The sequence below is a fragment of the Pseudoalteromonas sp. PA2MD11 genome (assembly GCF_017808125.1).
Taxonomy (GTDB): Bacteria; Pseudomonadota; Gammaproteobacteria; order Enterobacterales; family Alteromonadaceae; genus Pseudoalteromonas; species Pseudoalteromonas simplex.
This window is the reverse complement of record NZ_JADKNF010000002.1, coordinates 413,583-438,404: the sequence shown is the minus strand read 5'-3', so window position 1 is coordinate 438,404 and position 24,822 is coordinate 413,583. Positions and strand designations below refer to the sequence as shown.

Here is a 24,822-nt window from a genome sequence, read left to right as displayed (position 1 = left end):
ATGCAATTAGATACTTGCAAAGCATATTCCAGTTCATTACTTAAATATAAAGTTATTATATTTCAGGTGGTTATTGGTTTTTAATAGGAGGGGTGCTGCTGATAAGCTAAGCTAACACCTTGCTTATCAGCAATAATTACAATTTGGTTGGTAAAATCTTACTTAAGCTCGTCGGCTACTTCTGCAACCTTTTGGCGTAACCAAATATGGCTTGCATCACGGTGTAATAGCGGGCTCCAAATCATATCGAGCTCAAACGGCGGAATAGGGAATGGCGGCTCAAGAATTTTAAGGCCCGGATCGTCTAAATAAATATTTGCGGCTTTTGATGGTAATGTAGCAACCAAGTTTTGTTCTTTCGCTAAGTGGATGGCAACGTGGTAGTTACGGGTAAAGGTGGCAATATTACGGTGTTTACCAAAGTGAGCGAGCGCCTCATCAACCCAACCTAGCTTTTGCACATCTTTAGGGTCCATACCAACGCCCACACCAAAGCCTGTTTTACTTACCCAGATGTGGCGTGCTTTTAAATAGCTGTCGAGGCTAAAGTCTTTGATAATTGGGTTATCTGCTTTTACTAGGCAACAAAAGCTGTCTTTCCATATTTGTTTATAGTGAAACGATTGCGGTAAGTTTTCAAAGCGGTTGATAGCCATATCTACCTTACCGTTTTCAACATCGTGGAAGGTAACATCACTTGGGGTCAAAATATCGAGTGTAGTATCGGGGGCTTCTTCGTGTAATTTACTTAATAAGCGTGGGGCAAGAGTGCTTGCTGCGTAGTCACTGGCCATGATACGAAAAACACGTTTACTTTGTGATGCTTCAAATTCGCGGTTTGGTGCAAGTGTTTCTTCAAGGGTCATTAAAATGCCGCGGATCACCGGCTGTAGCTCTTTTGCACGCTCTGTCGGTACCATACCTTCGCTGGTACGCACCAAAATTGGGTCGTTAAATAAATTACGGAGTCTTTTTAAGCCATTACTCATGGCAGGTTGGGTAATGCTTAGCTGGTTAGCTGCTTTAGTTACATTACACTCCCTTAATAACGTATCTAGGTAAACAAGTAAGTTTAAATCTATTTTACTTATATTCATTGTGTGTCCTTGGTGTTTACCAATAATGGATAAATCGTTGTGCAGCAGGGTATGGATAAATGTGGCTAACTACACCTTGCTTATAATTGTATTGTGCTTGTCGCCAATAGGCTGGATCTTCAAGCTCTGGGTGTGTACTCAATAAATATTGCTTATACACCGGGTTTGCTGTCACAAAGGTACATAATTGCTCTGGAAACACATCTTGCGGTGCCACAGAGTAACTTTGCTCATTGGTTAAGTAATCATCGTACGACTTTGCTTTTGGTAAGGCGCGAAAGTTCATGTCTGTTAGGTACTGAACTTCATCATAGTCGTAAAAAATAATGCGATTATGTTTACTCACCCCAAAATTTTTCAACAGCATGTCGCCTGGGAAAATATTTACGGCGATCATTTCTTTTAAAGCTTGGCCATATTCTTCTATTGCTTCAAACGCTTGCTGTTCACTGGCATTTTCAAGATACAGATTTAACGGTGTCATCCGTCTTTCTATATACAAATGCTTAATGATTAACCATTCGCCTTCAATAATCATCGAAGAAGCAATGGTTTTATGTAACTCTGCAAGTAATTTACTATCAAATCGGGCTAGTGGAAATACGACGTTCGAATACTCTATGGTGTCGGCCATGCGGCCAACACGGTCATGGCTTTTTACTAATTGATAGCGTTTTAATACGGTGTCGCGGCCAAAGGGTTTGCTTTCTCCAAAGGTGTCTTTAATGACTTTAAACACATATCCAAACGACGGCAGGGTAAATACCATCATCACCATACCCGGTGTACCAGGGGCAATTACAAGCTGATCGTTTGAATGATCTAAATGACTTAAAAACTCTCGGTAAAACTCGGTCTTACCTTGTTTATGAAAACCTATTGCATTGTATAGCTCAGCCAGTGTTTTATTCGGCATAAGCTGATTTAAAAAGCGTACTAACGCCGATGGGGCGTGGGTTTCAACCATAAAATAAGCACGGGCAAAACCAAAGATAACCCGCATTTGCGATGATTTGGTGAGTAGAGCATCAAGGTATAACCCTTTGTCTTCATGGTGCAATACCGCAATAATAAATGGCTGTACGCCACTTTCTGACACCACGCGACCAACAATATAAGCCGCTTTGTTTCGGTAAAACGGGGCTTGCAGTATATCAAAGCGCATTTGCCATGCTTGGTGATGTGTATCGGGCGCTTGTTTATAAAAGGCTTTTACCAGCAAGCGAATATCGCGTTCTAAATCAACAAAGGGCGCTTTAAAATCAAACTGATTAATAATTTTGCGTATTGTGGGTCTTAAGCCATCAACAACAGGGTGGTAACTGCGGTATTCAACTTCCATTGGAAGTGCGGGGGCATCTGCAAGCGTCGCTTTTACAAAGATAAAGTCATTATTAAAATAACGACGATGAAATAAACGACAAAAAACAGAGTTGTAAAAGGTTTCGGCAAGTTCTGCCTGAGGGTGAAAGCGCAAAAATTGCTGATAGAGCTGTTTGGTTTCGAGCCAGCAGGTTTGATCTAAGGTAATAATTTGCTGTTCGTTGAGCGACTTGAGCTTAGCAATGGTTTCGTTAACCCGATCATCGTAATGGCTAATTCTGAGTTTGCTTATTTCATTTATTTTTTGCCAATCACGCTGTGCAAACGCGAGTGGCGCTTTGGCAGTAATTGCTTGAAAGAGCTTATAGTGATTGCGAAACCCAGATAAAATTAACTCTGCAATGTGTTGTGGCTGCATATAAACTCCTTACTTGTACCAACATAGAGCAATAACTCTATTGGTGTTAAGAATATGTTATTTATTCTTCAAACCCAATAGTAAAGTGCATTTAATTATAGCGAGCTAGTTTTTTCTCTAGATTTGCGAGTTTTTTATTAACGCTTCTTACGTCACGCCCGTATTGCTTGTTAATTGCTTTTAGCTGCTTTTTAATGTCTTTATTAATTTGCTTTGCTTCTTTGTCAGACAAAATTCGGTTTAAGCGCTGCTCTTGCTGGTACTGAGCTCGGTCTCGATCACGGCTTAAAATATCTAAACGGTGTTTATAGCTGCGAATTTCAGCTTCGAGGTTTCTGATAATTTGCTGGCGCTCAAGCTCGTTGAGCTCTTTAACAAAGTTTTGCGGTGCTTGTAAGTCTGGATCGGTTACTTGAATTTTGTGCTTGGTTGCACGGCTACCACAGGGGAACTCACTAAATACGGTGCCTCTGTCTGTGACACATTTATAGTATTCTGTGGTGGCAGCAAGTGATGTGTTGGTTAAACAAATTAGTGTAAGTGATATTAGATAAATGATTATGGCTTTCATGACGTCCGTGTCTCCTAATCAATTAAGGTGTCTAATATCTAAAGCTAGCTCGAAATAATGATTTATCAATAAGCGCTAGGGCGTATATCGCTTCAGCTTTTTAATGCTTTGAACTAAGAATGGAATATCGAGCCCTTGTTCAATGGCAAAGCCTTGTGCTGCTGAAATGTTTTTAAAGTTACCATCTGAATCAATCAGGGTAATTCTGTCTTTTTTAAATGCGATAAATACATTTTGCGAGTAATTAACACCCGTGTCGTCATGGCGCTTGTATAAGTTACTGCCTAACATGCTTTGTTTAGCTAGGGTTTTGCAACCTAAATAATGGCCTACGCTGGTGGCGATAATATCACTTGGTTGAATAAGGCCTTCGGTTTGTACAACTTTTTTATCTGAGCTGTATAAACGAGAGGCTGTAACAATACCATTGCTCTGCTGTGCAAGACTAAAGGCAAACACGGCATTAGCAGATTCACGTGCTTGTGTTGTAGCGTCTGCACGTACAAGGCGAACCGCTGGGCTTTGGTCGTCGTTATTAATAAATTCGAATTGCTCAAAACCATTAATTTGAATTGAGCGATTATCAGCAAGCCACACAGGCAGTTGCTGTTTGTCTAGAATAGGGGCTTTGTAAAATGCTGGCAGGCCATACACTAAACTAAATAACGTATCTTCGGTTTCTACAGGTTGTAAGAACAAGTCTGTTTTACGTAATGCTGGCTCAGTGGCAACAAATTGTTCAAGGTCAGCATTATTTTCAAATACTAAAATATCGATAGTCGCACTCGACTCAGCTTTACACTCGGCAAGTGGAGTAGGTGCTAAGTAATCGATATTATGTGGGTCAAGCCTCACATCGTGCGCTTCTTTGTAGCTTTCTAAATCAAGCAAATCGTTTTTAGCTAATAAGCTTTTTGCTGTTGTAGGGTAAGACAACGGCAATACATTATCTTGTTTAGTGATATCAAATTTTAAATTGGCATCTGCCCAAATATGAATACTGTGGCTAAGTGCAAAGCACACTAAAATAGTGCTGGTTGCATAGCGCGGGAACTTATATTGCTTTAAACGCGCTAGGTGGTGCCACGTATAGTTACTGACTAATAACTGGAACGCTAAAATTAGCAGCACAATGCCGCCCGCAAGAATCGTTGTTAATGCCGGTGAGTTTGTTAAGCGGTGCCACAACAAAGAAACGATTTCAGGTAGCGCAGACGTGTTTAAGTGATAACCCAAGTTAAAATAAACATAGGCATCAAGCGTTAAGAATGACGCGCCGAGGGTTGCAATAATGGCTGCCATCCCTCGGATATGCCGAGGGTATGGAAACACTAAACTTAATGGAAATATCGTTAAAACAAAGGCAATAAAAGTAATAAAGCTGGTGTGGCTTAACCAAGTCACGAGCATATATACATAGCCCATGAAGGTAGTCGGTGCACTGTCTGCAACTAAGTAGCTTAAGCTAATAAATAGCACTAACCCTATGTTTGCAAAGGTGAACCAATGGCCCCAACTTAAAAGCTGACTTACTTTTGAAGAAAACTGACTTTGTTGCGATAAATTCATAAATCTTATTTAACCGACTGCGCTAATGCTTTGGCAAAGTTGTCGGCAACAGCTTGTCTTTTCTCTGATGGTACATGCTCTTTTAAAATATGCGTGATAGAATTTCCTAAACACATAAGGCTTAAATCAACAGGCGCTTTGTGCTCTGTTAGTACATCAATCAGCTGATCAACGATTTGTTCTACTTGGTCATTAGAATATTTTGATATGATAGGCATCAGTTGGTTCGATAAAAAGAGTTATATTCCCGTATTTTAACACCAGAGGCGTGAAAAACAAAGATGACAATAGATGTTAAAAAATTAGTCGTTCATTATGTAGACAAAAAAGATGACGATACAGATATTCATTTACGCAATGATGAGATGGTTGTTAACGATAAAGTAGCCGTTTTTATAGAGCAGCTACACCATGCATATAATGGTAAGCCTGGTAAAGGCTACTGTGCATTCAGCGGCGAGAAAAACAGCATTGTTGCTTCGGCAATGCAAAGTTACCGTAACGACGAACTTGGCTTTTGGCACATGACAGAGCAAGCAACGAATGTGCTAAAAGAAGAGTTAAATAAGTATGCCTTTAACGAAACGGGTTATTTAGTTTTTTGCCATTATCAATATGTTGCAAGTGACTTTTTGTTAATTGCGATGATCAATATTAAAGAGCATTACTCAATTACTTCTGAGCTTGATTTAGCTTCATCTCGTCACTTAGATATTTCGCGTATGCAACTAGCTGCACGTGTAGATTTAACTGCGTGGGATACGCAACCAGAAGATAATCGCTATGTGTCGTTTATTAAAGGTCGTGCAGGTCGTAAAGTAGCTGATTTCTTTTTAGACTTTTTAGGCTGCGAAGAGGGCATTGATCCTAAACAGCAAAGCCAAGTTATGCTTAGTGCTGTAGAAGATTATTTATCTGAGCAACAATACGACAAGTCAGAAAAAGATGAGCTACGTAAGCAAGTTTTTGATTACTGTAATGATTGCGTAACCACAGGTGAAGATGCCAGCGTTAAAGAGCTTTCTGCAACCTTATCGAAAAATGACGACAGTCCATTTGAAAGCTTCTGCCAAGAGCAAAGTTATGACTTAGAAGAGTCGTTCCCTGTTGATAAGAAAACAGTCACTAGCATGGTGAAGTTCTCTGGCATGGGCGGCGGTGTTAGCGTGAGCTTTGAACGTAAACACTTAGGTGAGCGCGTCATGTATAACGAAGCAACCGATACACTGGTAATTAAAGGTATTCCACCTAATCTTAAAGACCAGCTTCAGCGCTTTATGGAGCAAGACGAAGGTTAATCGGATTCAGCTTCAAGTTTTAAGCTTTAAGCGATAAGCCGATAGATATTAGTTTTTGCCCTGCATGTGTCACAATTGGGTTATTTTATTGTGAGCAAACTACTCATTCTTATGTGCTAGTTTGGGTTGTGTTACCACTGTGTGGGTAGGCTTATTTATTTTCTTTCGCTTTCACAGACTATTGATTGTTTATTAAAACAGTATTACCTACCCAAAGTAACATAGTATTTACTTTGTACGTAACCCATTAATTTTAGGTGAAATATATGCAATGGATTGCAATCTTTGCAGCTATAGGCTGGACCTTTTTGCAGGTATTTATTCTTTTTATAGCCACGCAATGTGTTTTTGCTTTGGTGGAGCTTAGATCTAAAACAGAAAATATTTATCAAAAACTATTGTCCCAAACAATTGTTTTACTTTTTGATTCTTTATTCATATTACCATTAATTTCATTAGGTGTGTTTTATTATCAGGTAATCAATATAATTAGTTGGTCTGAGCTATTACCTGCAATATGGCTCTTTGCTATGTGGTGTGGCTCATTTGTACTTTTTCTTATTTTATTAGATGTTAAAAGCTATATTGAAGGCAAGAAAAGAAAATAGCGTATGAATTCATAATTTCTGTAATGAAGACAGTGATAGTCTTTGGTTACCGGTAATCATGTTCAAGCTGCGTTTCTTTGGCTAGAATGTTTGCAACAACAGAGAGATAAAGTATTCTTTTTACGTTAAAAGTAATTTTACGGCTGAAGATCTAAGAGGTTAGATGGCTATTTCATTTAATACACCGAGACTAAACGTCATTGAAATAAACTCTAATACCGCTAAATTAGAGCAAACTACTTTAGTTAACGCTTTACCTTCGATATTAACACCTGCTGTAGTTGCAAATTTACCGGGTTATTTTCAGGGGATAGATTCTATAGCTGCTGCTGAAAAGTGGTTGGCTAACATGCTTAACGAGTGCTGCTTATTAATGGTGCAATCTCAACATCAAGACGTTGTTGGGCTTTTATTTATCTATACCGAAAACCATGATGCTCATATAGGTTATTTGTTAGCTGAGCAATATTGGGGGCAGGGTCTTGCATTTGAATTATTGCAGGGATTTATAAACTTGGCTGGTACTCAGTCACACTGGCATAAGCTCATCGCAGGTGTTGATGAGTCAAATACACCATCAATTAAGCTTTTAAAAAAGTTGGCTTTTGAAGAGCAAGCACCTAAGGAAAATGGCATGTTGTTTTATGAATTTAATTTAAACCAAGGCACTCAATAATGACAATAACCGCATTTTTAGTTAACTCGTTTAGTGCAAATAATACAGGCGGCAACCCAGCAGGTGTCGTTTTGAATGCAGATAAACTCACCAGCGCAGAAAAACTGACGATTGCAAAAGAAATTGGCTTTTCAGAAACCGCATTTGTGGCGCAAGATCATGAAGTTGACTTTGCTGTGTCATTTTTTACGACAACGGAAGAAGTTGATTTTTGTGGCCACGCAACCTTAGCGGTGTTTGCTACGCTCTTCGAACAAGGGTTATTAAAACCAGGTTATTACACTCAGCGAACAAAAGCGGGCTTGTTAGGCGTAACAATTGCCGAAGATGGTCAAGTTACCATGGAGCAAGCCTTGCCAAAATACCTAGGCAACTTTGCTTATGACGACCTTGCAGGCTTATTAGGGCTTGATGAAACGACTCTGGCAGAAACAGGCTTACCAATCGATGTAATAACTACAGGATTGCCAGATATTATAGTCGCTGTGCCGAATGGCTACTTAGATAAAATCACTATAGATGAAGAAGCTCTGAGCGAGTTCTGCCAACAGCATAACGTGATTGGTGTGCATGCCTTTGAATTATGTGAAGAGCAAAGTGAGCTGACCGCAAGTTGTCGTAACTTTGCGCCTTTGGTTGGTATACCCGAAGAGTCAGCAACCGGTAGCGCCAGTGGCGCGCTTGCATGCTACTTATCAAAACACGTATTTGTACAGCAAGAAAACCATTTCAAGTTTGAACAAGGCCGAGCAATGGGGTGCAGTTCACACATTTCAGCCAGTGTTTATTCGGATGAACAGGGGGTAAGCAAAGTGCTTGTAGGCGGCTATGCCAATCACCTAGGTACCCAAGATATTGCTTTATAAGAAAAATACACACAAAAAAGCCGCGTTATAAACGCGGCTTTTTTATTAAGCAACTAAATTAATCAGCCGCTAAGGTTTTTGCCATATCAGCACGGGCTCTGCCAGCAGGTTTAATTGAACCTGCACGAAGGCCGCTATCTGGAATAGCTACACGTTTATCATGGGCCATAGCTGCTGGTGTTGGCTCTGGGTCACTATCTGCAACTGGTGTAGGTTTTGCCATTGCAGCGCTTGCTGAACCTTTTACTAAAACAGTTTTTTCATTTTTAGCAGGTTCTACAGCTTTCACTGGTTCTTCAGCTTGTGCTGGCTCTTCAGCTTTCACTGGCTGTTCAGCTTTCACTGGTTCTTCAGTTTTAACTGGCTCTTCAGCTTTCACTGGTTCTTCAGCCTGTGCTGGCTCTTCAGCTTTCACTGGTTCTTCAGCTTTCACTGGTTCTTCAGCTTTCACTGGCTCTTCAGTTTTTACTGGTTCTTCAGCTTTCACTGGTTCTTCAGCTTTCACTGGTTCTTCAGCTTTCACTGGCTCTTCAGCTTTCACTGGCTCTTCAGTTATAACTGGCTCTTCAGCTTTCACTGGTTCTTCAGTTATAACTGGCTCTTCAGTTTTAACTGGTTCTTCAGTTTTAACTGGTTCTTCAGTTTTAACTGGTTCTTCAGTTTTCACTGGCTCTTCAGTTTTAACAGGCTCTTCAGCTTTTACAGGTTCTTCAGTTTCAGCCTGAGCCTGTTTTGCCTTAAGCTCAGCTTCATATTCAGCAGCAGCTTGATCTGCTACAGGAATAAATGCTGGCGAATCAGCTTTGTCATCACTTGATTTTTCATCATGCTCAGGGCGACGGCGACGTTGACCAGCAGCACGTAAGTGGCGAGGTGAACGACGAGAGCGTGTACGAGGTTGAGCTTGTTCTTCATCAGTTGATGATTCAACTACCGATTCAGTTTGCTCTGCTTGTTTAGGCTCAGCGTCAGCTTTTACTGGTTCTGCAGGTACTTGCTTTTCAGCAACTGGCTGTTCTGCTTGTTCAGTTTCAACTGCTACTTTTTCCTTTGCAGGCTTAGCTGGTTTTTCAGCTTTAGGTGCTTGCTCAGTTGTTTCAGTTGTTTGTACTGCTTTTGCTTCATCTGCGCTTTCATCTGTTACGCGAACTTTTTTGCGTAAGTTGCGACGTTGACGACGAACCTTAGGTTTAGTTTCCTTTGGTTGCTCAGATTTCGTCTCTGGTGCAGTGTCTTTATTCGTTTGTTCTACATCATCATTACGTTTTTCATTACGTTTTCTGTTGTTAGAATTACGACGACGTTTGTTGCGATTCTCGTTACCTTCTTTTTGCTCAGGCTTATTCGAAGTATTTGTGTTTTCTTCTTTAGCTTGTGCATCGTCAGGACGTTTATTACGAGAGTTGCGACGACGTTGGTTGTTGCTACGACGACGGTTGTCGTTGTTGCGACGATTATTGCTACGTCTTTGTGCTGCTTTTTTCTCTTCTTGCTCTTTTTCAGCTTCTTCTTCGGCATTACTGAATAGCGACTTGAAGAACTTACCAATGGCAGCAAATAAACCACCTTCAGACTTTTTAGCCGCAGGGGGCGTTTGCTCAGCTTTTGGTGCAGCTTGAGGTGCAGGTGTAGTAGGCATAACAACACCTTTAAGAACCGGCTCTTCACGAACTGGTGCTGAAGGGGCTTTAGCCATTTCAAAAGCTTCTGGCTCAGGAGCAACAACTTGCTCGTAGCTTACTGTTTCGATTGTTTCGTCTTTACGTAAGCGAACGACTTCGTAATGTGGTGTTTCCATGTGTTGATTAGGAATGATCACAACATCAACGTTATGGCGCTTTTCGATGCGTTGCACACTACGACGTTTTTCGTTTAATAGGTAAGCGGCAACAGCCACAGGCACTTGTGCATTTACTTGTGATGTATTGTCTTTGATTGCTTCTTCTTCGATTAAACGAAGGATAGACAATGCAATTGATTCGTTAGAACGAATCGTACCTTGACCATTACAACGAGGACATGGACCCTGGCTTGCTTCACCCAATGAAGGGCGTAAGCGCTGACGCGACATTTCAAGCAGACCAAAGCGTGAGATCTTACCAATCTGTACACGGGCACGGTCAGGGCGAGCAGCGTCTTTTAAACGATTCTCTACTTCGCGTTGGTGGCGTGGTGGTGTCATATCGATAAAGTCGATAACAATAAGACCACCTAAGTCACGTAAACGTAATTGACGGGCAATCTCGTCTGCTGCTTCTAAGTTAGTATTAAGTGCTGTTTCTTCGATATCACCGCCTTTAGTGGCTTTAGATGAGTTGATATCGATAGACGTTAGTGCTTCAGTTGGGTCAATTACAATTGAACCACCTGATGGTAAGCGAACTTCACGTTGGAAAGCAGATTCAATTTGGCTTTCAATTTGGTAGTGGGTGAATAGTGGTACATCGCCCTGATAAAGCTTAACGCGGCTCATGAAATCTGGACGGAAACGCTCAATATGCGCTTTCGCTTCTTCAAATACACGTGCTTTATCAATTAAAATTTCACCAATATCACGACGTAAATAGTCACGGATTGCGCGGAAAATTACGTTACTTTCTTGGTGAATTAAGAACGGAGCAGGGCCGCTATCAGCAGCTTGCTGAATCGCTTGCCAATGCACTAATAGTGCTTTTAAGTCGTACTCTAGTTCTTCAAATGATTTACCAACACCTGCAGTACGAACAATTAAGCCCATACCTTTAGGTAGTTCTAAACGGCTCAGAGCTTCTTTAAGTTCAGTACGCTCATCACCTTCGATACGGCGAGAAATACCACCGGCGCGAGGGTTGTTAGGCATAAGTACTAAATAGCTACCTGCAACGCTGATAAAAGTCGTTAACGCAGCGCCTTTTTGGCCACGCTCTTCTTTATCAACTTGCACAATGACTTCTTGGCCTTCTTTGATCACGTCACGGATATTAGGACGACCTTGGAATGTATAGCCTTGTGGGAAGTAGGTGCGAGCTATTTCTTTAAGAGGAAGGAAACCGTGTCTTTCAGCGCCATAATCAACAAAGGCAGCTTCTAATGACGGTTCGATACGGGTAATTTTACCCTTGTAAATATTTGCTTTTTTTTGTTCGTGACCTGGGCTCTCTATGTCTAAATCATACAGGCGCTGGCCATCAACCAGTGCAACGCGCATTTCTTCTTGCTGCGTCGCATTGATTAGCATACGTTTCATATTGTTACTCTACTAATTCTGTCGCTGACATGACGATATAAACTCGTCTGTTCAATGGTTTCTGACGGTTGTTTTTGTGCAGTCTCACGACTGGGTAAAGTCAAAACCTGAAGTTGTTTGCTTACATTGAGCATCACTAAGTGTGGCTGACAATAACATGTTGTCACGTTATTAAATTCTTATAGGTGTCAAAACTGCCGCCAATTCTGCGGTTTTAATTTACGAGTTTTGTCCCGAAGTCGACCATGTTCAAATTTTTATTCAATGTCTTGCTACAACAGCTGCTTCTGAATGACGTTGCTACGTCGTCACTATCAGTCAATTTATCTTGTTCAATTGCTTTTTATGTTCATTAATCAACATTCGTGCTCAAATTATTCAGGCAATATATTACGCGCATCGCCGATAATTGAACGCTCGTGTTGGCTGGGTAATTATAAAAGCTTTGGAAAACTTAGCGCGGATCTGTATGATCGGCAACCCAGAATATGCTTCACGAATGTATTAATGTGATAAAAGCACCGTTGTTACTTGCAAACTTTATGTTCGCGACGGTGATTATCCCACTATTACAGTCGCGTTAGCAACTAAATTATTTACTTAAATCAGTGATTAGGCAATGTCAGAAAAAACCGGCTTACAAGTTTCGTTTGTTACCATAGGTGAAGACCATCTAGGTCAACGTATTGATAACTTTCTTATTACTCACCTAAAAGGTGTGCCTAAAAGTGCAGTTTATAAAATCCTTCGTAAAGGCGAAGTGCGAGTAAATAAAAAACGCATAAAACCTGTCTACAAACTACAACTTAATGATGTGGTTCGTATTCCACCTATTAAAGTGGCCGAAAAAGAAGAGTTTGTGCCAAAAAAACTCGATAAAGTAAAACAACTTGAAGACGCCATTTTGTTTGAAGACAAGTATTTAATGGTGATCAACAAGCCTTCGGGTATGGCTGTGCATGGTGGCAGTGGCCTAAGTTATGGCTTAATCGAAGCGCTTCGCGTACTTCGCCCTGAAGAGCGTAGTTTAGAGCTTGTACACCGTCTAGACCGTGACACATCAGGTTGTTTGCTTATTTCTAAGCGTCGTTCAGTGTTAACTGATTTACATAAACAGTTACGTGAAAAAACCATGGAGAAAAACTATTGGGCATTAGTTGATGGTCAATGGGACTCTAAAACGAAAAACGTTACCGAAGGACTTCGTAAGAATACCTTGAAGTCTGGTGAGCGTGTGGTTCGTGTTGATAATACTGAAGGTAAACCATCGCACACGCGTTTTCGTGTGCTTGAGCGATATGCTGAGTGCTCATTAGTGCAAGCGTCGCCGGTAACGGGGCGTACTCACCAAATTCGTGTGCATACGCAATGTAAAGGTCATCCAATTGCTTGTGATGATAAATATGGCGTTGCAGAGTTCGATCAATACGTGAATAAACTGACTGGTTTAAATCGTTTGTTTTTACATGCCCACGATTTACGTTTTATGCACCCTAAAAATGAAACAACCATGCATGTTGAAGCGCCACTCGATAATGCACTTCAAAATTGTATCAAAAAGCTACGTGCAGATAATGAACAAGTTTAAGCTGGTTATTTTTGATTGGGATGGCACAGTGATGGACTCTGTGCCAAAAATTGTTACCTGCCTGCGAAATACTGCGCGAGACTTAGGTATTCCTGTTCCAACAGAGCAACAAGCAAAAGACGTTATTGGTTTATCGCTGGCAAAAGCCACTGAAGTGCTTTTTCCGGCGCATTTACATTTAAGCGACGAACTCGTTGCAGGTTACAAAGCACAGTACCGTGAGTTAGATGTTACACCTACACCTTTATTTAAAGATGTAGAATCCGTTTTAAAGCAGTTAAGCGATGCAGGTATGCAATTGGCTGTTGCTACCGGTAAAGGACGTGAAGGCATTGATAGGCTTCTTAATGAGTCAGGCCTTGGTAAGTACTTTGTGAATATAAAATGCTCTGACGATGCTGAGTCGAAGCCATCTCCAGATATGCTTGAGCAAGTTTTACGTGAGCAGGGCATCGCAAAAAGCGATGCTGTGATGATTGGCGATAGCCAACTCGATATGGCAATGGCTAATGCCGCAGGCATTGCTTGTATTGGAGTGAGTTTTGGTGCCCATAGCCCGGCGCAGTTGCAACAACATACGCCGTTATGTGTTGTTGATTCATACCAGCAGTTAAAGCAATATTTGCTTTAACTGCTTAGCCAATTTAAACACTAACAACGTAAGCTAATAATCGAGTTTGTACATTTTTGGCTATATCGTTCAGTAGAACACAATTCCTTTTTAATTTTTCGGCTACAATTCCCAGCTAAATGCGCATTACCACGTGTGTGGCTATCAATCGTTTCAATTTCTTTACTATTTTCCTCAATAAACTTAAGTAGACAATTTGAAATAGCTACATCAGTTAAATCCACCACAGGACTGAATAATAAGTTCATTGCCATACCATCTATAATTGATGCGCCACGGTTTAACTTGTAAGTTAAGTTTAATTTACGAGTACCACCAATATTAAATTCACCATTATATTTCACTTCAAAGTTTAAAAGGTTATCCGAACCTCCATAAACCTTACTAATATAAGAACCTATTTCATTGTGTTGAAGACTTATTTGAAATCCTAGGTCGCCTTTACTTAGTTTTAGCATGCTTTGAGTTACATCAGAGACTATAAAATTATCAAACCAATTTGCATCAAAAAGTTCTTTTTCTATGAGTTGTGTTAAAGTTTCATGGAGGTTGACTTGATATTGTTGATTGCCAAAATAACTAACTGGGTGTGAGGCACAACTATCTTCGTTATTTAAACTCGTTGACTTAAGCTCAAGCGGGCCTTGTATTTTAGATGATGTTATGTAAGAAGTTTTCGATACTGCGGTTCTGAAATCTCGGTCTATATCGTAAAAAGTTTTTAATAAATCTTTTTCTGAGGTGTTTAATGGCAAGATTTCGATTGTTGAAATAACCCCATTCTCTTGAGAAGTTGATGAGTTGTTTGTCGCCTTAACATTAAATTTAAAAGCTCTTTTATCTAATGGATTTGCTATTATCAAGTTTTTCGATGAAGTATCGCATTTTAGAATAGGTTGACCAAGGTGTAACCTTTCATTAGATGAAGTTTCCCATTGGCAAACAGGTTTGACATGGTGTTCTTTAGCAATTGTTTTGGCTTTTTCATAATTACACGTGTTGCATGAGTAGACTTCTATTAATTCTTGTGAGGCATGTATTTTGCCGGTAAACAAACTTAACCCTGATAGAAAAAAGGTTATTAACAATCCTTGTCGAGTCATAAATCCTTTCCTTTTTAGCTTGAATTTTTATCTACACTATTTAATAGAATTTACTAGGCTTTGTGACATGTCAAAACGTCAACACCAAACTCAGCCAGCACTTTAGTTAATGTGATAAGTGGCAGGCCTATCAATGTATTAGGATCATCGCCACTGAGCTTTTCAAATAAACAGATACCTAACCCTTCACTTTTAAAGCTGCCTGCACAGTTGTATGGCTGCTCTGCATCGCAATAAGCATTGATCTGCTCAAGTGTGAGTGTTTTAAATGTCACATCAAATGGCACTACTGTGGTAATTGCTTTATCGCTTTGTATATCAAAAACACTTAAACCCGTTAAAAAGGTCACTGTATGGCCACTAAATGATGATAGCTGCTTAATGGCATTCTCTTTAGTATGAGGTTTACCTAAAATTGTATCGTTGAATACCGCAACTTGATCTGAGCCAATTACCAAACCTTCACTATAATGTTGTTTGGCAACTCGGGCTTTTTGCTCGCTTAAACGAGCAACTAATTGCTCTGGTGTTTCAGCTGCGATAGGGGACTCATCAATATCTGGAGAAAAACTTTGAAAAGGTAAGTTAAACTTAGTTAATAATTGCTGTCTAAATGGTGAGCTTGACGCTAATATAAGTGTTGGTTTCATAATAAATTCTGGATGAAAATTGTATTTTGCCAAGGATAAGCCACAATGAATCCGAAAACAAAGCAGAAGATCGTTAAAAACCTACCAAAATTGGTTTTTTACTTTGACTAACTTACTAACTATCTATATGATGCAGCCCCTATGCAAAAGGTGAAAATTCCCATCACTCTTCATCCCAGCAAAGCAGCTCAACATCGTTTAACGTATGACGGTATTGTCCCGCTTGAAAAACTTTCTCGTTTAGAGCAAGTTGTGCAGGAGGAAGCAGGTGAAATAGCGGTAAAGATTCATTGCAAAATTGACGAGCAAGGTTTAGTGGTAATAAGTGGTAACTTATCAACACATGTAACTGTAACTTGCCAACGCTGTAATGGAGAATTAGGGTTGGATTTGGAACAAGACTTTGTGTATTCGCCAATTGGTTTGGATGCAGAGTCAGATCATCTACCTGAAGGTTACGATGAAGTAGAGCTGGACGAAAACGGTGAAATCAACGTATTTGAGTTAATCGAAGACGAACTGATTTTAGCTATTCCAATAGTGCCTACTCACAACGAAGCTTCATGCAGTTATTCATCAGAGCCTACTAGCTTTGGTAAATTAGCAGCAAAAGATGACAAACCAAATCCATTTGATATTTTGAAACAACTTAAGAAAGATTCTTAGGAGAAGACTAATGGCTGTACAAAAAAGCAAAAAGTCTCGTGCAAGACGCGGCATGCGCCGTTCACACGATGCGATCAGTGGTCCAACTTTAACTGTAGATCAAGTTTCTGGTGAGACTCACCGTCGTCACCACGTAACTGCTGACGGTTACTACAAAGGCGTTAAAGTAATTTCTAACTAAGAGATTGCTATATGCTGACCAATCTAACCATAGCGTTAGATATGATGGGGGGCGATTACGGCCCCCGTTCATCTATCCCCGCTGCCGTGCAAGCGGTAAATGCTAATACCAACTTAAGACTCATCTTATGTGGTAATCAGCAAGTTATTCTAAAAGAACTCGAAGCACTCGATTCTGTTTCACACCCTCGTTTAATTATTCGCCATTGTAGCGAAGTCGTCACAAATGCGTGTGAACCTGCTTCAGCTGTTCGTTCTAAAAAAGATTCATCAATGCGAGTTGCCCTCGATTTAGTTAAATCGGGTGAAGCGCAAGCGTGTGTAAGCTCTGGTAATACAGGCGCGTTATTTTTTATGGCGCATTATGTATTAAAGATGCTTCCAGGCGTTAAACGTCCTGCATTAATCTCTGCTGTTCCAACCGAACGTAAAAATCCTGTTTATTTACTTGATTTAGGCGCTAATGTGCATTGTGACGCACAAACCCTTTATCAATTTGGCATTATGGGTTCTGTGGTAGCAGGGCAGGCACTTGGGTGTGATAACCCAAGAGTTAGTTTATTGAATATTGGCTCTGAAGACATCAAAGGGCATGAAGGAATAAAACAAGCTGCACAGTTAATGCAGCAGTGTGAATATCTCAACTACACAGGTTACAGTGAAGGTAGTGATATTTTCAGCGGAAAAGCCGATGTTATTGTGTGCGAAGGATTTGTTGGTAATGTGGCATTAAAAACCTGTGAAGGTATTGCCAAACTGATCATGCATAAACTCACCAAAGCCTTACACAAACATTTCTTATACAAAAGTTTAGCGTTTTTATTGCGTCCAGTGATAAAAAAACTCTACAAGCGGGTGAACCCCGACCAGTATAACGGCGCAAGTCTGGTAGGATTGCGCGGTATTGTTGTTAAAAGCCATGGCAATGCCTCACCAAAGGCGTTTCATGCAGCTATTGATGAAGCCGCGCGGGAAGTCGAACGCCAACTCCCTGAAAAAATCGCTGCGATTTTTGAGCAAACACATCCAACAACAAAGTAGTGCAGCATATCTAAAACTTGTTATGCTGCCTGCTACAGAATATTTTTTTGTTTAATTATAAGAGCAAAGTATGGCACATAAAATTGCACTCGTATTTCCAGGTCAAGGCTCACAAACTGTGGGCATGTTATCTGAACTATTAGCTGATTCACAAATTGCTAAAGCAACATTCGCTGAAGCATCTGAAGCTCTTGGCTATGATCTAGCTGCACTTGTACTAAATGGTCCAGAAGAAGAATTAAATCAAACCCATCGTACACAACCAGCACTTCTTACTGCTAGTGTTGCTATTTACCGTCAATGGTTAGACGCAAACCCTGATGCCGATGTTGTTATGGCTGGTCACAGTTTAGGCGAGTATTCAGCATTAGTTTGTGCTGGCGTTGTAAGCTTAAGCGAAGCAGTTAAACTAGTAGAAAATCGTGGTTTATATATGCAAGAAGCAGTACCTGCGGGTGTTGGTTCTATGGCTGCAATCATCGGCTTAGGTGACGACGAAATCAAAGCAGCGTGTGAAGCATCAGCAAATGGTGAAGTTGTTTCACCAGTAAACTACAACTCACCAGGTCAGGTTGTAATTGCCGGCCACAAAGCGGCAGTTGAGCGTGCATCAGAAGCATGTAAAGAAGCAGGTGCTAAACGTGCTTTACCACTTGCAGTAAGCGTACCTTCTCACTGTGAACTAATGAAACCAGCCGCTGAAAAATTAGCTGCTGATTTAGCCGCTTTAACATTTAATACACCTAAGTGTGATGTAATCAACAACGTTGATGTAAAAGCTGAGCAATCAAGTGAAGCAATTAAAGATGCATTAGTACGCCAACTTTACAGCCCAGTACGCTGGACTGAAACTGTACAAGCATTAGTTGCACAAGGTATTACCCAAAGCTATGAGTTTGGCCCAGGTAAAGTATTAACGGGTCTTGCTAAACGAATTGATAAAGCAATGGTATGTGGTGCGGTTAATACGCAAGCTGCTATTGATGAAGCGAAATAAGTAGGAATAGAATGACAAATTTATTTTCTCTTGAGGGCAAGGTTGTCCTAATCACTGGTGCAAGCCGTGGTATTGGTAAAGCGATTGCAAATACGCTAGTTGCACAAGGTGCAAAAGTAGCGGGTACTGCAACAAGCGAATCAGGTGCTGCTAAAATCAGTGAATACCTAGGTGACAACGGTAAAGGTTATGCCCTTAACGTTACAGATCCTGAATCGATTGAGGCGACACTTGCTGCGATCAAGGCTGATTTAGGCGATATCGACGTATTAGTTAACAATGCGGGTATTACTCGCGATAACTTATTAATGCGTATGAAAGACGGTGAGTGGGATGACATCATCGACACTAACTTAAGCTCAATTTTCCGTTTATCTAAGGCTGTTTTACGCCCTATGATGAAAAAGAAAAATGGCCGTATCATTAATATCGGTTCTGTTGTGGGCACAATGGGTAATGCGGGTCAAGCTAACTACGCTGCAGCGAAAGCGGGTGTAATTGGTTTTACTAAGTCATTAGCACGCGAAGTGGCATCACGTGGTATCACAGTGAACGTTGTTGCACCGGGTTTTATCCAAACAGATATGACAGACGAGCTGACTGAAGACCAAAAAGCAGCTACGCTTGCAAATGTACCTGCAGGGCGTTTAGGTCAACCTGAAGAAATCGCTGCTGCGGTATGCTATTTAGCATCTGACGCTGCTGCGTATGTATCAGGCGAAACATTGCACGTAAATGGCGCGATGTACATGGTTTAATGAAAGTTAGCAAAAATTTGCTAGCGAAAGATTATCGAAAATTGTTGAAATTTTTATGATCTTGCTTTAAACATACTTGAATTCGCTATGAAAATAAGCGATAAATGAACAAATACTATTCGAGAGGTTTGACCAGATAAGTAATTATCAGCAAATCCTTGAATCACAGAATTATGCGGCGTAAACTACGCCGCAATCTGAAAATAACGCATTGGCGTTTTTAATAAAGGAAAGAAGAATGAGCGACATCCAAGAACGCGTAAAGAAAATTATCATTGAGCAACTAGGTGTTAAAGAAGAAGAAGTAAAACATGAAGCTTCTTTCGTTGACGACTTAGGTGCTGATTCACTTGACACTGTAGAACTAGTAATGGCTCTTGAAGAAGAGTTCGACACTGAGATCCCAGACGAAGAAGCTGAAAAGATCACTACAGTTCAAGCTGCAATCGATTACGTTACAGCTCACGCTGAGTAATTTTACGCATTTTGATTTTAAGGGCAGCATTAAGCTGCCCTTAGTCTATCTATAGAATGATACTAATAAATTTGGTATACACCCCACCTAAAATAATTTCCTTATTGGAGGCAACCCGTGGCTAAACGTCGAGTCGTCGTAACTGGCTTAGGAATGTTGACACCGCTAGGTAATGATGTTGAATCTACTTGGCAAGGTTTGTTAAACGGTAAAAGTGGTATTCAAACTATCACGCATTTCGATACCTCAAGTTTCGGCACCAAATTCGCAGGTTTGCTGAATGACTTTGATGCATCAGCTTACATGTCACCGAAAGATGCAAAGAAAATGGATTTGTTTATCCAATATGGCATTGCAGCGGGTGTACAAGCACTACAAGATTCTGGTCTAGAGATCACTGAAGAAAACGCCACTCGTGTTGGTGTAGCAGTGGGTTCTGGCATCGGTGGTTTAACTTTAATTGAAGAAAACCACATCAAACTGTTAAATAGCGGCCCGCGTAAGCTTTCTCCGTTTTACGTGCCTTCGACCATTATCAATATGATCTCTGGTCATTTATCGATTATGCACGGTTTACGTGGCCCTAATATTTCAATCGTTACAGCCTGTACTACAGGTCTACATAACATTGGTCATGCTGCGCGTATGATTGCATACGGCGATGCAGATGCAATGGTAGCCGGTGGTGCTGAAAAAGCATCAACACCAATTGGTATGGGTGGCTTTAATGCGGCACGTGCATTATCAACTCGTAACGACGACCCACAAGCAGCATCACGCCCTTGGGATAAAGACCGTGATGGTTTTGTTCTTGCTGATGGTGCTGGTGTTATCGTACTTGAAGAATATGAGCATGCTAAAGCACGTGGCGCGAAAATCTACGCTGAACTCGTTGGTTTTGGTATGAGTGGCGATGCCTATCACATGACATCTCCACCTGAAGACGGTGCAGGCGCAGCTCTAGCGATGGAAAATGCCCTAAACGATGCACAAGTTAATGCAGACCAAGTTGGTTACATTAATGCTCACGGTACATCGACGAATGCAGGCGATAAAGCCGAAACATCCGCTGTTAAAACTATTTTTGGCGATGCAGCGAAAGATGTGATGGTAAGTTCATCTAAATCAATGATGGGTCACTTGTTAGGTGCAGCAGGCTCGGTAGAGTCAATAATTACTATCTTGTCACTTGTTGACCAGAAAGTAAGCCCTACAATCAACCTTGATAACCCAGATGAAGGCTGTGATTTAGACTACGTACCGCACACTGCACGTGACGCTAAATTGGATTACGCACTATGTAATTCATTTGGTTTTGGTGGTACTAATGGCTCGTTGCTGTTTAAAAAGGTATAATTCTTTTTAACAACGGACTAAAAAGAAGAGCCCAGTTGTTTAACTGGGCTTTTTTGTATGAGTAAATTAAAACAAACAATAAAAATAATCACACCAGACACCACAATAAGCACGCAAGATCGTGGCTTAAATTATGGTGACGGCTTTTTTACCACTGCCTCGGTGGTGAATTCTGTCGTTGAGCACTGGGATTTACACAAAGCGCGTTTAGAAGAATGCGCGCAAAGACTATTTTTCCCCGAATTAGATTTAACCGCAATTATGCGTGAAGTTAACCACGCAATCAGTGATACACAAACCGGTATTTTAAAAATAGTTATCACCCGTGGTGCAGGTGGGCGTGGTTATGGCTTACCAGATACACCAAGTATCCAAGTGTTGATCAGTGTAATGCCTGCAGTTTCACACTATAAAAGTTGGCAACAGCAGGGTGTAAACCTAGCGGTCAGTGACGTGAAACTTGCACATCAACCTTTACTTGCAGGCTTAAAAACATTGAATCGTTTAGAGCAAGTGCTTATCAAAAAGCAAATGAGCAGCCTTGAATGTGATGACGTTGTTGTACTTGACTATGATAACAATGTGATTGAGTGCTCTGCTGCAAATTTATTTGCCATTAAAGACAGTCAAGTTATGTCACCTAAGTTAGACCGCTGCGGTATCACTGGGGTTTATCTCAGCGCTTTATGTGATAAGTTAGCCATTGAATTTAAAGCAATCCAACTAGATGAGCTTTTAGCTATGGATGCCGTATTTATGTGTAATAGTTTAATGGGCGTGGTTCCCGTTGCACGAATTGCTGATACACAGTTTGATATTGAATGCAGTAAAGCGCTATTAACGGCGCAGTTTGCCAAGGAGAGTGTGTGATAAAAGTCATTGTTAGCGTGCTGTTATTAGCATTGCTATGTTGTGGTATTGGCTATCAACAACTTCAATCAGCATTAAAAATGCCGTTAAAAGTTGAAAATAGTACTTTATTTAAAGTGGAGCGTGGCACCGGCTTTAATCAACTTTGCCAAGCATGGCAATCAAAGCAGTGGGTTGATAGCTGTTTTAAATTTCAGGTACTCGCTAAATTAGATCCTACGCTTACTGATCTAAAAGCGGGTCTTTATGAACTGGATACAAGCGCTGTGATTGATAATATTCGTCGTATCAATCAAGGTGCACAAGTGAGCTTTAGCTTCACAATTATTGAAGGTCAGCCACTTCGTGACGTTGTTGCTAATATTCAAAAACAAGCGCATTTAAGCCAAGACTTAGATACAGAAAATTTAGCGACGCAGATAAGTAACACGCAAGAGAATTTAGAAGGTTGGTTGTTCCCTGATACCTATCACTACCACAGCGAAGATAGGGCCAGCGGCTTATTAAAACGCGCATACAATAAAATGCAGCAGGAATTAGACGCTGCATGGCAAACTAGAGCGCCAGATTTAGTATTAAGTTCACCGTATGAAGCGTTAATACTGGCTTCTATCATCGAAAAAGAAACGGGCCTTGCCTCTGAGCGACCATTAATTTCTGCGGTATTTACCAATCGTTTAAAAACCAATATGCGCTTACAAACCGATCCAACGGTTATTTATGGTATTGGAGCTGATTTTGATGGTGATATAAAACGAAAAGATTTAACAACCTATACACCGTATAACACGTATAAGATAAAAGGCTTGCCGCCAACACCCATAGCCATGCCTTCAAAAGCAGCGATTTTGGCCGCGGTTAATCCACCTGAGTCTGAATATGTGTATTTTGTTGCGAAAGGGGATGGCAGCCATCAATTTTCTAAAACATTGCAAGAACATAATCGAGCGGTAAAGCAGTACCAATTAAACTAACAACCAGAATTGAGTCATATGACAGCGAAATTTATTGTGATTGAAGGCCTAGAAGGGGCCGGAAAATCAACGGCCATTGCCGTATGCCAAGCTTATTTAGAAAACAAGCAAGTCGATTTTATTAATGTACGTGAGCCTGGCGGTACTGCTATGGCTGAAGAGCTGCGTAATATCGTCAAACAGGCTCACCAAGAAACAGTGACCGGTGAAACAGAGCTGTTAATTATGTATGCAGCACGTTCGCAATTGGTTGCTAATGTTATTAATCCGGCACTTGAAAAGGGCACTTGGGTTTTAGGTGATCGCCATGATCTTTCATCACAAGCATATCAAGGTGGTGGTCGTGGTATTGAACAAACTAAACTCTCTTTTTTAGCTGATATGGTGCTAAATGGTTTAAAGCCTGATTTAACCATTTATTTAGACATTGACCCAGCTGTGGGTCTTGCTCGCGCAAAAGGACGTGGTGAACTTGATCGGATCGAACAAGAAGCATTAGGCTTTTTTGAGCGCACTCGCGCACGCTACCTTGAAATAGCTAACACTGATAGCAGTATCAAAACTGTGGATGCAAACCAAACAATGCCAGAAGTACATGCGGCAATCACAACCGTGCTTGATCACTTTTTTGCAGGTTTAAATTAATATGCCTTTGCCGTGGCTTGAAGGGCTTTATCAGCAACTTGCGCAAAGTTTTGCACAGCAACGCTTTCATCATGCCCAGCTATTTAATGGTGATAAAGGTGTTGGCAAGCAACGTTTAGTCGATTCGCTCGCTGATGGGCTACTTTGTGCGTCACCTGTAAACTTAAAAGCCTGTGGCAATTGTAAAAGCTGCCAACTAAATCAAGCGGGTACTCATCCTGATAAACGCGTTGTAAAGGTAGAAGGCCAAACAATAGGCGTTGATGAAATTCGGGAGATCAGTGATTTTATAAACCATTCAGCAGCGCAAAATGGTAACAAAGTAGTGGTGCTTGAACAGTGTCATAAAATGACCACTGCAGCGGCTAATGCTTTATTAAAAACCCTTGAAGAGCCAAATTTGCGCCGTTATTTATTGTTAACGTGCGAACAAACAGCATTATTACCTGCAACAATTTTAAGTCGCTGTGCGGTACACGAAATAAAGGTTAACCCAGAATATACAACACAATGGTTAGCATCACTGAACATTGCTAATTATTCATGGTTAGAGTTGTTCGCTCGACAGCCACTGCTTGTTCAGCAGTGGCAAAATGACAATAAACTTGAAGCTATTGATTCACTCTTTAAATTTGCAACTAAGCTAAAAGACAGCCATAATTTCAGTGCGTTAGTCGACATCCTTAATAAAGATCATAGCTTGGTTAATGTATTTGCCTTGTTTTTAACAGAGCATCTTAAAACGCAATTAGTATTAGGAATGGACTTTTTCAATTATCAAAAAGCACAATCTGCTATTTCAGAGTTTCTTTATAACAGCTCGCATGTGCTTGGCTTAAATATGGATCTAGCCATTTCACAATTAGCGTTTACTTTACGTGAAAGTCAAAATTAGGATATATCCGTGCAAGAATTATTAGTAGATATCGAAGACTTAGAAGAATTATACCGCTGTTACATGCCTTATCTAAAAAATGGTGGGTTATTTGTTCGCACTAATATGCGCTTTGAAATGGGTCATTCATTGGCTTTAAAAGTCACATTACCCGATGCACTAGAGGATGATGTAGTAACGGGTAAAGTTGCTTGGATCACACCACAAGGTGCGCAAAGCTCAAACCCGCCAGGTATTGGTGTGAATTTTATCGATGATAAAACCAATTTAAATGCCAAAATCGAAAAACTACTCGGTACTATGTTAAACTCAGGCAATCCGACCTATACCATGTAATAAAA

Annotated in this window: 26 protein-coding genes; 18 read left to right on the top strand and 8 right to left on the bottom strand. The window is 40.6% G+C overall.

Going from position 1 to position 24,822, the window contains the following annotated elements; genetic code table 11:
• Positions 1 to 158 precede the first annotated feature (158 nt).
• The 5 genes from ISP07_RS04660 to ISP07_RS04640 form a co-directional block, all read right to left on the bottom strand.
• Entirely contained in the window at positions 159 to 1,097 is a 939-nt protein-coding gene (locus ISP07_RS04660; protein ID WP_054554698.1) for a LysR family transcriptional regulator, read from the bottom strand.
• Positions 1,098 to 1,113: 16 nt separating this feature from the next.
• Entirely contained in the window at positions 1,114 to 2,838 is a 1,725-nt protein-coding gene (gene aceK, locus ISP07_RS04655) for a bifunctional isocitrate dehydrogenase kinase/phosphatase (protein WP_209326959.1), read from the bottom strand.
• A 91-nt stretch (positions 2,839 to 2,929) separates the two neighbouring features.
• Positions 2,930 to 3,409 carry a DUF4124 domain-containing protein gene (locus ISP07_RS04650; protein ID WP_209326958.1) on the bottom strand — a complete coding sequence of 160 codons (480 nt, stop codon included), beginning with the start codon at positions 3,407 to 3,409 and terminating at the stop codon, positions 2,930 to 2,932.
• 75 nt (positions 3,410 to 3,484) lie between these two features.
• Positions 3,485 to 4,978: a DUF3413 domain-containing protein gene (locus ISP07_RS04645; RefSeq protein WP_209326957.1), complete on the bottom strand. Its 1,494-nt coding sequence runs from the start codon at positions 4,976 to 4,978 to the stop codon at positions 3,485 to 3,487.
• 5 nt (positions 4,979 to 4,983) lie between these two features.
• Positions 4,984 to 5,196, bottom strand: coding sequence for a DUF1414 domain-containing protein (locus ISP07_RS04640; protein ID WP_054554702.1), 213 nt, complete (start codon positions 5,194 to 5,196; stop codon positions 4,984 to 4,986).
• Positions 5,197 to 5,259: 63 nt separating this feature from the next.
• Between ISP07_RS04640 and yejK the strand changes: the two genes are divergently transcribed.
• The 4 genes from yejK to ISP07_RS04620 all read left to right on the top strand — a co-directional run bounded on the left by yejK (position 5,260) and on the right by ISP07_RS04620 (position 8,426).
• Complete coding sequence (gene yejK, locus ISP07_RS04635) at positions 5,260 to 6,276, top strand: nucleoid-associated protein YejK (RefSeq protein ID WP_187490658.1); 1,017 nt, start codon at positions 5,260 to 5,262, stop codon at positions 6,274 to 6,276.
• Positions 6,277 to 6,542: 266 nt separating this feature from the next.
• Complete coding sequence (locus tag ISP07_RS04630) at positions 6,543 to 6,884, top strand: hypothetical protein (RefSeq protein ID WP_209326956.1); 342 nt, start codon at positions 6,543 to 6,545, stop codon at positions 6,882 to 6,884.
• Positions 6,885 to 7,047: 163 nt separating this feature from the next.
• Positions 7,048 to 7,560 carry a GNAT family N-acetyltransferase gene (locus ISP07_RS04625; protein WP_209326955.1) on the top strand — a complete coding sequence of 171 codons (513 nt, stop codon included), beginning with the start codon at positions 7,048 to 7,050 and terminating at the stop codon, positions 7,558 to 7,560.
• Entirely contained in the window at positions 7,560 to 8,426 is an 867-nt protein-coding gene (locus ISP07_RS04620) for a PhzF family phenazine biosynthesis protein (protein WP_209326954.1), read from the top strand. The genes ISP07_RS04625 and ISP07_RS04620 overlap by 1 nt, the downstream gene beginning before the upstream one ends.
• 58 nt (positions 8,427 to 8,484) lie before the next feature.
• Here the strand turns inward: ISP07_RS04620 and rne are convergent, their stop codons facing one another.
• The gene (gene rne / locus ISP07_RS04615; protein ID WP_209326953.1) at positions 8,485 to 11,652 is read right to left on the bottom strand and encodes a ribonuclease E; all 3,168 of its coding nucleotides are present in this window, start codon (positions 11,650 to 11,652) and stop codon (positions 8,485 to 8,487) included.
• A 619-nt stretch (positions 11,653 to 12,271) separates the two neighbouring features.
• On the opposite strand from rne, the gene rluC reads away from it, so the two are divergent.
• Positions 12,272 to 13,240: a 23S rRNA pseudouridine(955/2504/2580) synthase RluC gene (gene rluC / locus ISP07_RS04610; protein WP_054561362.1), complete on the top strand. Its 969-nt coding sequence runs from the start codon at positions 12,272 to 12,274 to the stop codon at positions 13,238 to 13,240.
• Positions 13,227 to 13,871, top strand: coding sequence for an HAD family hydrolase (locus ISP07_RS04605; RefSeq protein ID WP_209326952.1), 645 nt, complete (start codon positions 13,227 to 13,229; stop codon positions 13,869 to 13,871). The genes rluC and ISP07_RS04605 overlap by 14 nt, the downstream gene beginning before the upstream one ends.
• 20 nt (positions 13,872 to 13,891) lie before the next feature.
• Here the strand turns inward: ISP07_RS04605 and ISP07_RS04600 are convergent, their stop codons facing one another.
• Complete coding sequence (locus ISP07_RS04600) at positions 13,892 to 14,974, bottom strand: hypothetical protein (protein WP_209326951.1); 1,083 nt, start codon at positions 14,972 to 14,974, stop codon at positions 13,892 to 13,894.
• Between the two features lie 53 nt (positions 14,975 to 15,027).
• Positions 15,028 to 15,624 carry a Maf family protein gene (locus ISP07_RS04595; protein WP_209326950.1) on the bottom strand — a complete coding sequence of 199 codons (597 nt, stop codon included), beginning with the start codon at positions 15,622 to 15,624 and terminating at the stop codon, positions 15,028 to 15,030.
• Between the two features lie 141 nt (positions 15,625 to 15,765).
• Here ISP07_RS04595 and yceD point away from each other — a divergent pair, with 141 nt between their 5' ends.
• From yceD to ISP07_RS04535, 12 genes are all read left to right on the top strand, one after another.
• Positions 15,766 to 16,290 carry a 23S rRNA accumulation protein YceD gene (gene yceD, locus ISP07_RS04590; protein ID WP_054554711.1) on the top strand — a complete coding sequence of 175 codons (525 nt, stop codon included), beginning with the start codon at positions 15,766 to 15,768 and terminating at the stop codon, positions 16,288 to 16,290.
• A 10-nt stretch (positions 16,291 to 16,300) separates the two neighbouring features.
• A complete protein-coding gene (rpmF, locus tag ISP07_RS04585; RefSeq protein WP_036967969.1) occupies positions 16,301 to 16,471 on the top strand; it encodes a 50S ribosomal protein L32 in 171 nt (56 codons plus the stop codon).
• An 11-nt stretch (positions 16,472 to 16,482) separates the two neighbouring features.
• Positions 16,483 to 17,511: a phosphate acyltransferase PlsX gene (gene plsX / locus ISP07_RS04580; RefSeq protein WP_054554712.1), complete on the top strand. Its 1,029-nt coding sequence runs from the start codon at positions 16,483 to 16,485 to the stop codon at positions 17,509 to 17,511.
• 70 nt (positions 17,512 to 17,581) lie between these two features.
• Positions 17,582 to 18,508 carry an ACP S-malonyltransferase gene (gene fabD, locus ISP07_RS04575; RefSeq protein ID WP_054561366.1) on the top strand — a complete coding sequence of 309 codons (927 nt, stop codon included), beginning with the start codon at positions 17,582 to 17,584 and terminating at the stop codon, positions 18,506 to 18,508.
• An 11-nt stretch (positions 18,509 to 18,519) separates the two neighbouring features.
• Positions 18,520 to 19,266 (top strand): 3-oxoacyl-ACP reductase FabG, encoded by a 747-nt coding sequence (gene fabG / locus ISP07_RS04570; RefSeq protein WP_054554714.1) that lies wholly within the window; start codon positions 18,520 to 18,522, stop codon positions 19,264 to 19,266.
• A 238-nt stretch (positions 19,267 to 19,504) separates the two neighbouring features.
• Positions 19,505 to 19,741 carry an acyl carrier protein gene (gene acpP, locus ISP07_RS04565; protein ID WP_016707440.1) on the top strand — a complete coding sequence of 79 codons (237 nt, stop codon included), beginning with the start codon at positions 19,505 to 19,507 and terminating at the stop codon, positions 19,739 to 19,741.
• A 117-nt stretch (positions 19,742 to 19,858) separates the two neighbouring features.
• Positions 19,859 to 21,097, top strand: coding sequence for a beta-ketoacyl-ACP synthase II (gene fabF, locus ISP07_RS04560; protein ID WP_054554715.1), 1,239 nt, complete (start codon positions 19,859 to 19,861; stop codon positions 21,095 to 21,097).
• 57 nt (positions 21,098 to 21,154) lie between these two features.
• Positions 21,155 to 21,967 (top strand): aminodeoxychorismate lyase, encoded by an 813-nt coding sequence (gene pabC, locus ISP07_RS04555; protein WP_209326949.1) that lies wholly within the window; start codon positions 21,155 to 21,157, stop codon positions 21,965 to 21,967.
• Entirely contained in the window at positions 21,964 to 22,941 is a 978-nt protein-coding gene (gene mltG / locus ISP07_RS04550) for an endolytic transglycosylase MltG (protein WP_209326948.1), read from the top strand. The genes pabC and mltG overlap by 4 nt, the downstream gene beginning before the upstream one ends.
• 18 nt (positions 22,942 to 22,959) lie before the next feature.
• Complete coding sequence (tmk, locus tag ISP07_RS04545; protein ID WP_209326947.1) at positions 22,960 to 23,586, top strand: dTMP kinase; 627 nt, start codon at positions 22,960 to 22,962, stop codon at positions 23,584 to 23,586.
• Between the two features lies 1 nt (position 23,587).
• Positions 23,588 to 24,481: a DNA polymerase III subunit gene (locus tag ISP07_RS04540; protein WP_209326946.1), complete on the top strand. Its 894-nt coding sequence runs from the start codon at positions 23,588 to 23,590 to the stop codon at positions 24,479 to 24,481.
• A gap of 9 nt (positions 24,482 to 24,490) precedes the next feature.
• The gene (locus tag ISP07_RS04535; RefSeq protein ID WP_054554720.1) at positions 24,491 to 24,817 is read left to right on the top strand and encodes a PilZ domain-containing protein; all 327 of its coding nucleotides are present in this window, start codon (positions 24,491 to 24,493) and stop codon (positions 24,815 to 24,817) included.
• Positions 24,818 to 24,822: the final 5 nt, after the last annotated feature.

What these genes read in the sequence shown, in the direction of transcription:
- ISP07_RS04660 (WP_054554698.1), bottom strand. Translation starts at nt 1,097, where the DNA reads ATGAATATAAGTAAAATAGATTTAAACTTACTTGTTTACCTAGATACG.
- aceK (WP_209326959.1), bottom strand. Translation starts at nt 2,838, where the DNA reads ATGCAGCCACAACACATTGCAGAGTTAATTTTATCTGGGTTTCGCAAT.
- ISP07_RS04650 (WP_209326958.1), bottom strand. Translation starts at nt 3,409, where the DNA reads ATGAAAGCCATAATCATTTATCTAATATCACTTACACTAATTTGTTTA.
- ISP07_RS04645 (WP_209326957.1), bottom strand. Translation starts at nt 4,978, where the DNA reads ATGAATTTATCGCAACAAAGTCAGTTTTCTTCAAAAGTAAGTCAGCTT.
- ISP07_RS04640 (WP_054554702.1), bottom strand. Translation starts at nt 5,196, where the DNA reads ATGCCTATCATATCAAAATATTCTAATGACCAAGTAGAACAAATCGTT.
- yejK (WP_187490658.1), top strand. Translation starts at nt 5,260, where the DNA reads ATGACAATAGATGTTAAAAAATTAGTCGTTCATTATGTAGACAAAAAA.
- ISP07_RS04630 (WP_209326956.1), top strand. Translation starts at nt 6,543, where the DNA reads ATGCAATGGATTGCAATCTTTGCAGCTATAGGCTGGACCTTTTTGCAG.
- ISP07_RS04625 (WP_209326955.1), top strand. Translation starts at nt 7,048, where the DNA reads ATGGCTATTTCATTTAATACACCGAGACTAAACGTCATTGAAATAAAC.
- ISP07_RS04620 (WP_209326954.1), top strand. Translation starts at nt 7,560, where the DNA reads ATGACAATAACCGCATTTTTAGTTAACTCGTTTAGTGCAAATAATACA.
- rne (WP_209326953.1), bottom strand. Translation starts at nt 11,652, where the DNA reads ATGAAACGTATGCTAATCAATGCGACGCAGCAAGAAGAAATGCGCGTT.
- rluC (WP_054561362.1), top strand. Translation starts at nt 12,272, where the DNA reads ATGTCAGAAAAAACCGGCTTACAAGTTTCGTTTGTTACCATAGGTGAA.
- ISP07_RS04605 (WP_209326952.1), top strand. Translation starts at nt 13,227, where the DNA reads ATGAACAAGTTTAAGCTGGTTATTTTTGATTGGGATGGCACAGTGATG.
- ISP07_RS04600 (WP_209326951.1), bottom strand. Translation starts at nt 14,974, where the DNA reads ATGACTCGACAAGGATTGTTAATAACCTTTTTTCTATCAGGGTTAAGT.
- ISP07_RS04595 (WP_209326950.1), bottom strand. Translation starts at nt 15,624, where the DNA reads ATGAAACCAACACTTATATTAGCGTCAAGCTCACCATTTAGACAGCAA.
- yceD (WP_054554711.1), top strand. Translation starts at nt 15,766, where the DNA reads ATGCAAAAGGTGAAAATTCCCATCACTCTTCATCCCAGCAAAGCAGCT.
- rpmF (WP_036967969.1), top strand. Translation starts at nt 16,301, where the DNA reads ATGGCTGTACAAAAAAGCAAAAAGTCTCGTGCAAGACGCGGCATGCGC.
- plsX (WP_054554712.1), top strand. Translation starts at nt 16,483, where the DNA reads ATGCTGACCAATCTAACCATAGCGTTAGATATGATGGGGGGCGATTAC.
- fabD (WP_054561366.1), top strand. Translation starts at nt 17,582, where the DNA reads ATGGCACATAAAATTGCACTCGTATTTCCAGGTCAAGGCTCACAAACT.
- fabG (WP_054554714.1), top strand. Translation starts at nt 18,520, where the DNA reads ATGACAAATTTATTTTCTCTTGAGGGCAAGGTTGTCCTAATCACTGGT.
- acpP (WP_016707440.1), top strand. Translation starts at nt 19,505, where the DNA reads ATGAGCGACATCCAAGAACGCGTAAAGAAAATTATCATTGAGCAACTA.
- pabC (WP_209326949.1), top strand. Translation starts at nt 21,155, where the DNA reads ATGAGTAAATTAAAACAAACAATAAAAATAATCACACCAGACACCACA.
- tmk (WP_209326947.1), top strand. Translation starts at nt 22,960, where the DNA reads ATGACAGCGAAATTTATTGTGATTGAAGGCCTAGAAGGGGCCGGAAAA.
- ISP07_RS04540 (WP_209326946.1), top strand. Translation starts at nt 23,588, where the DNA reads ATGCCTTTGCCGTGGCTTGAAGGGCTTTATCAGCAACTTGCGCAAAGT.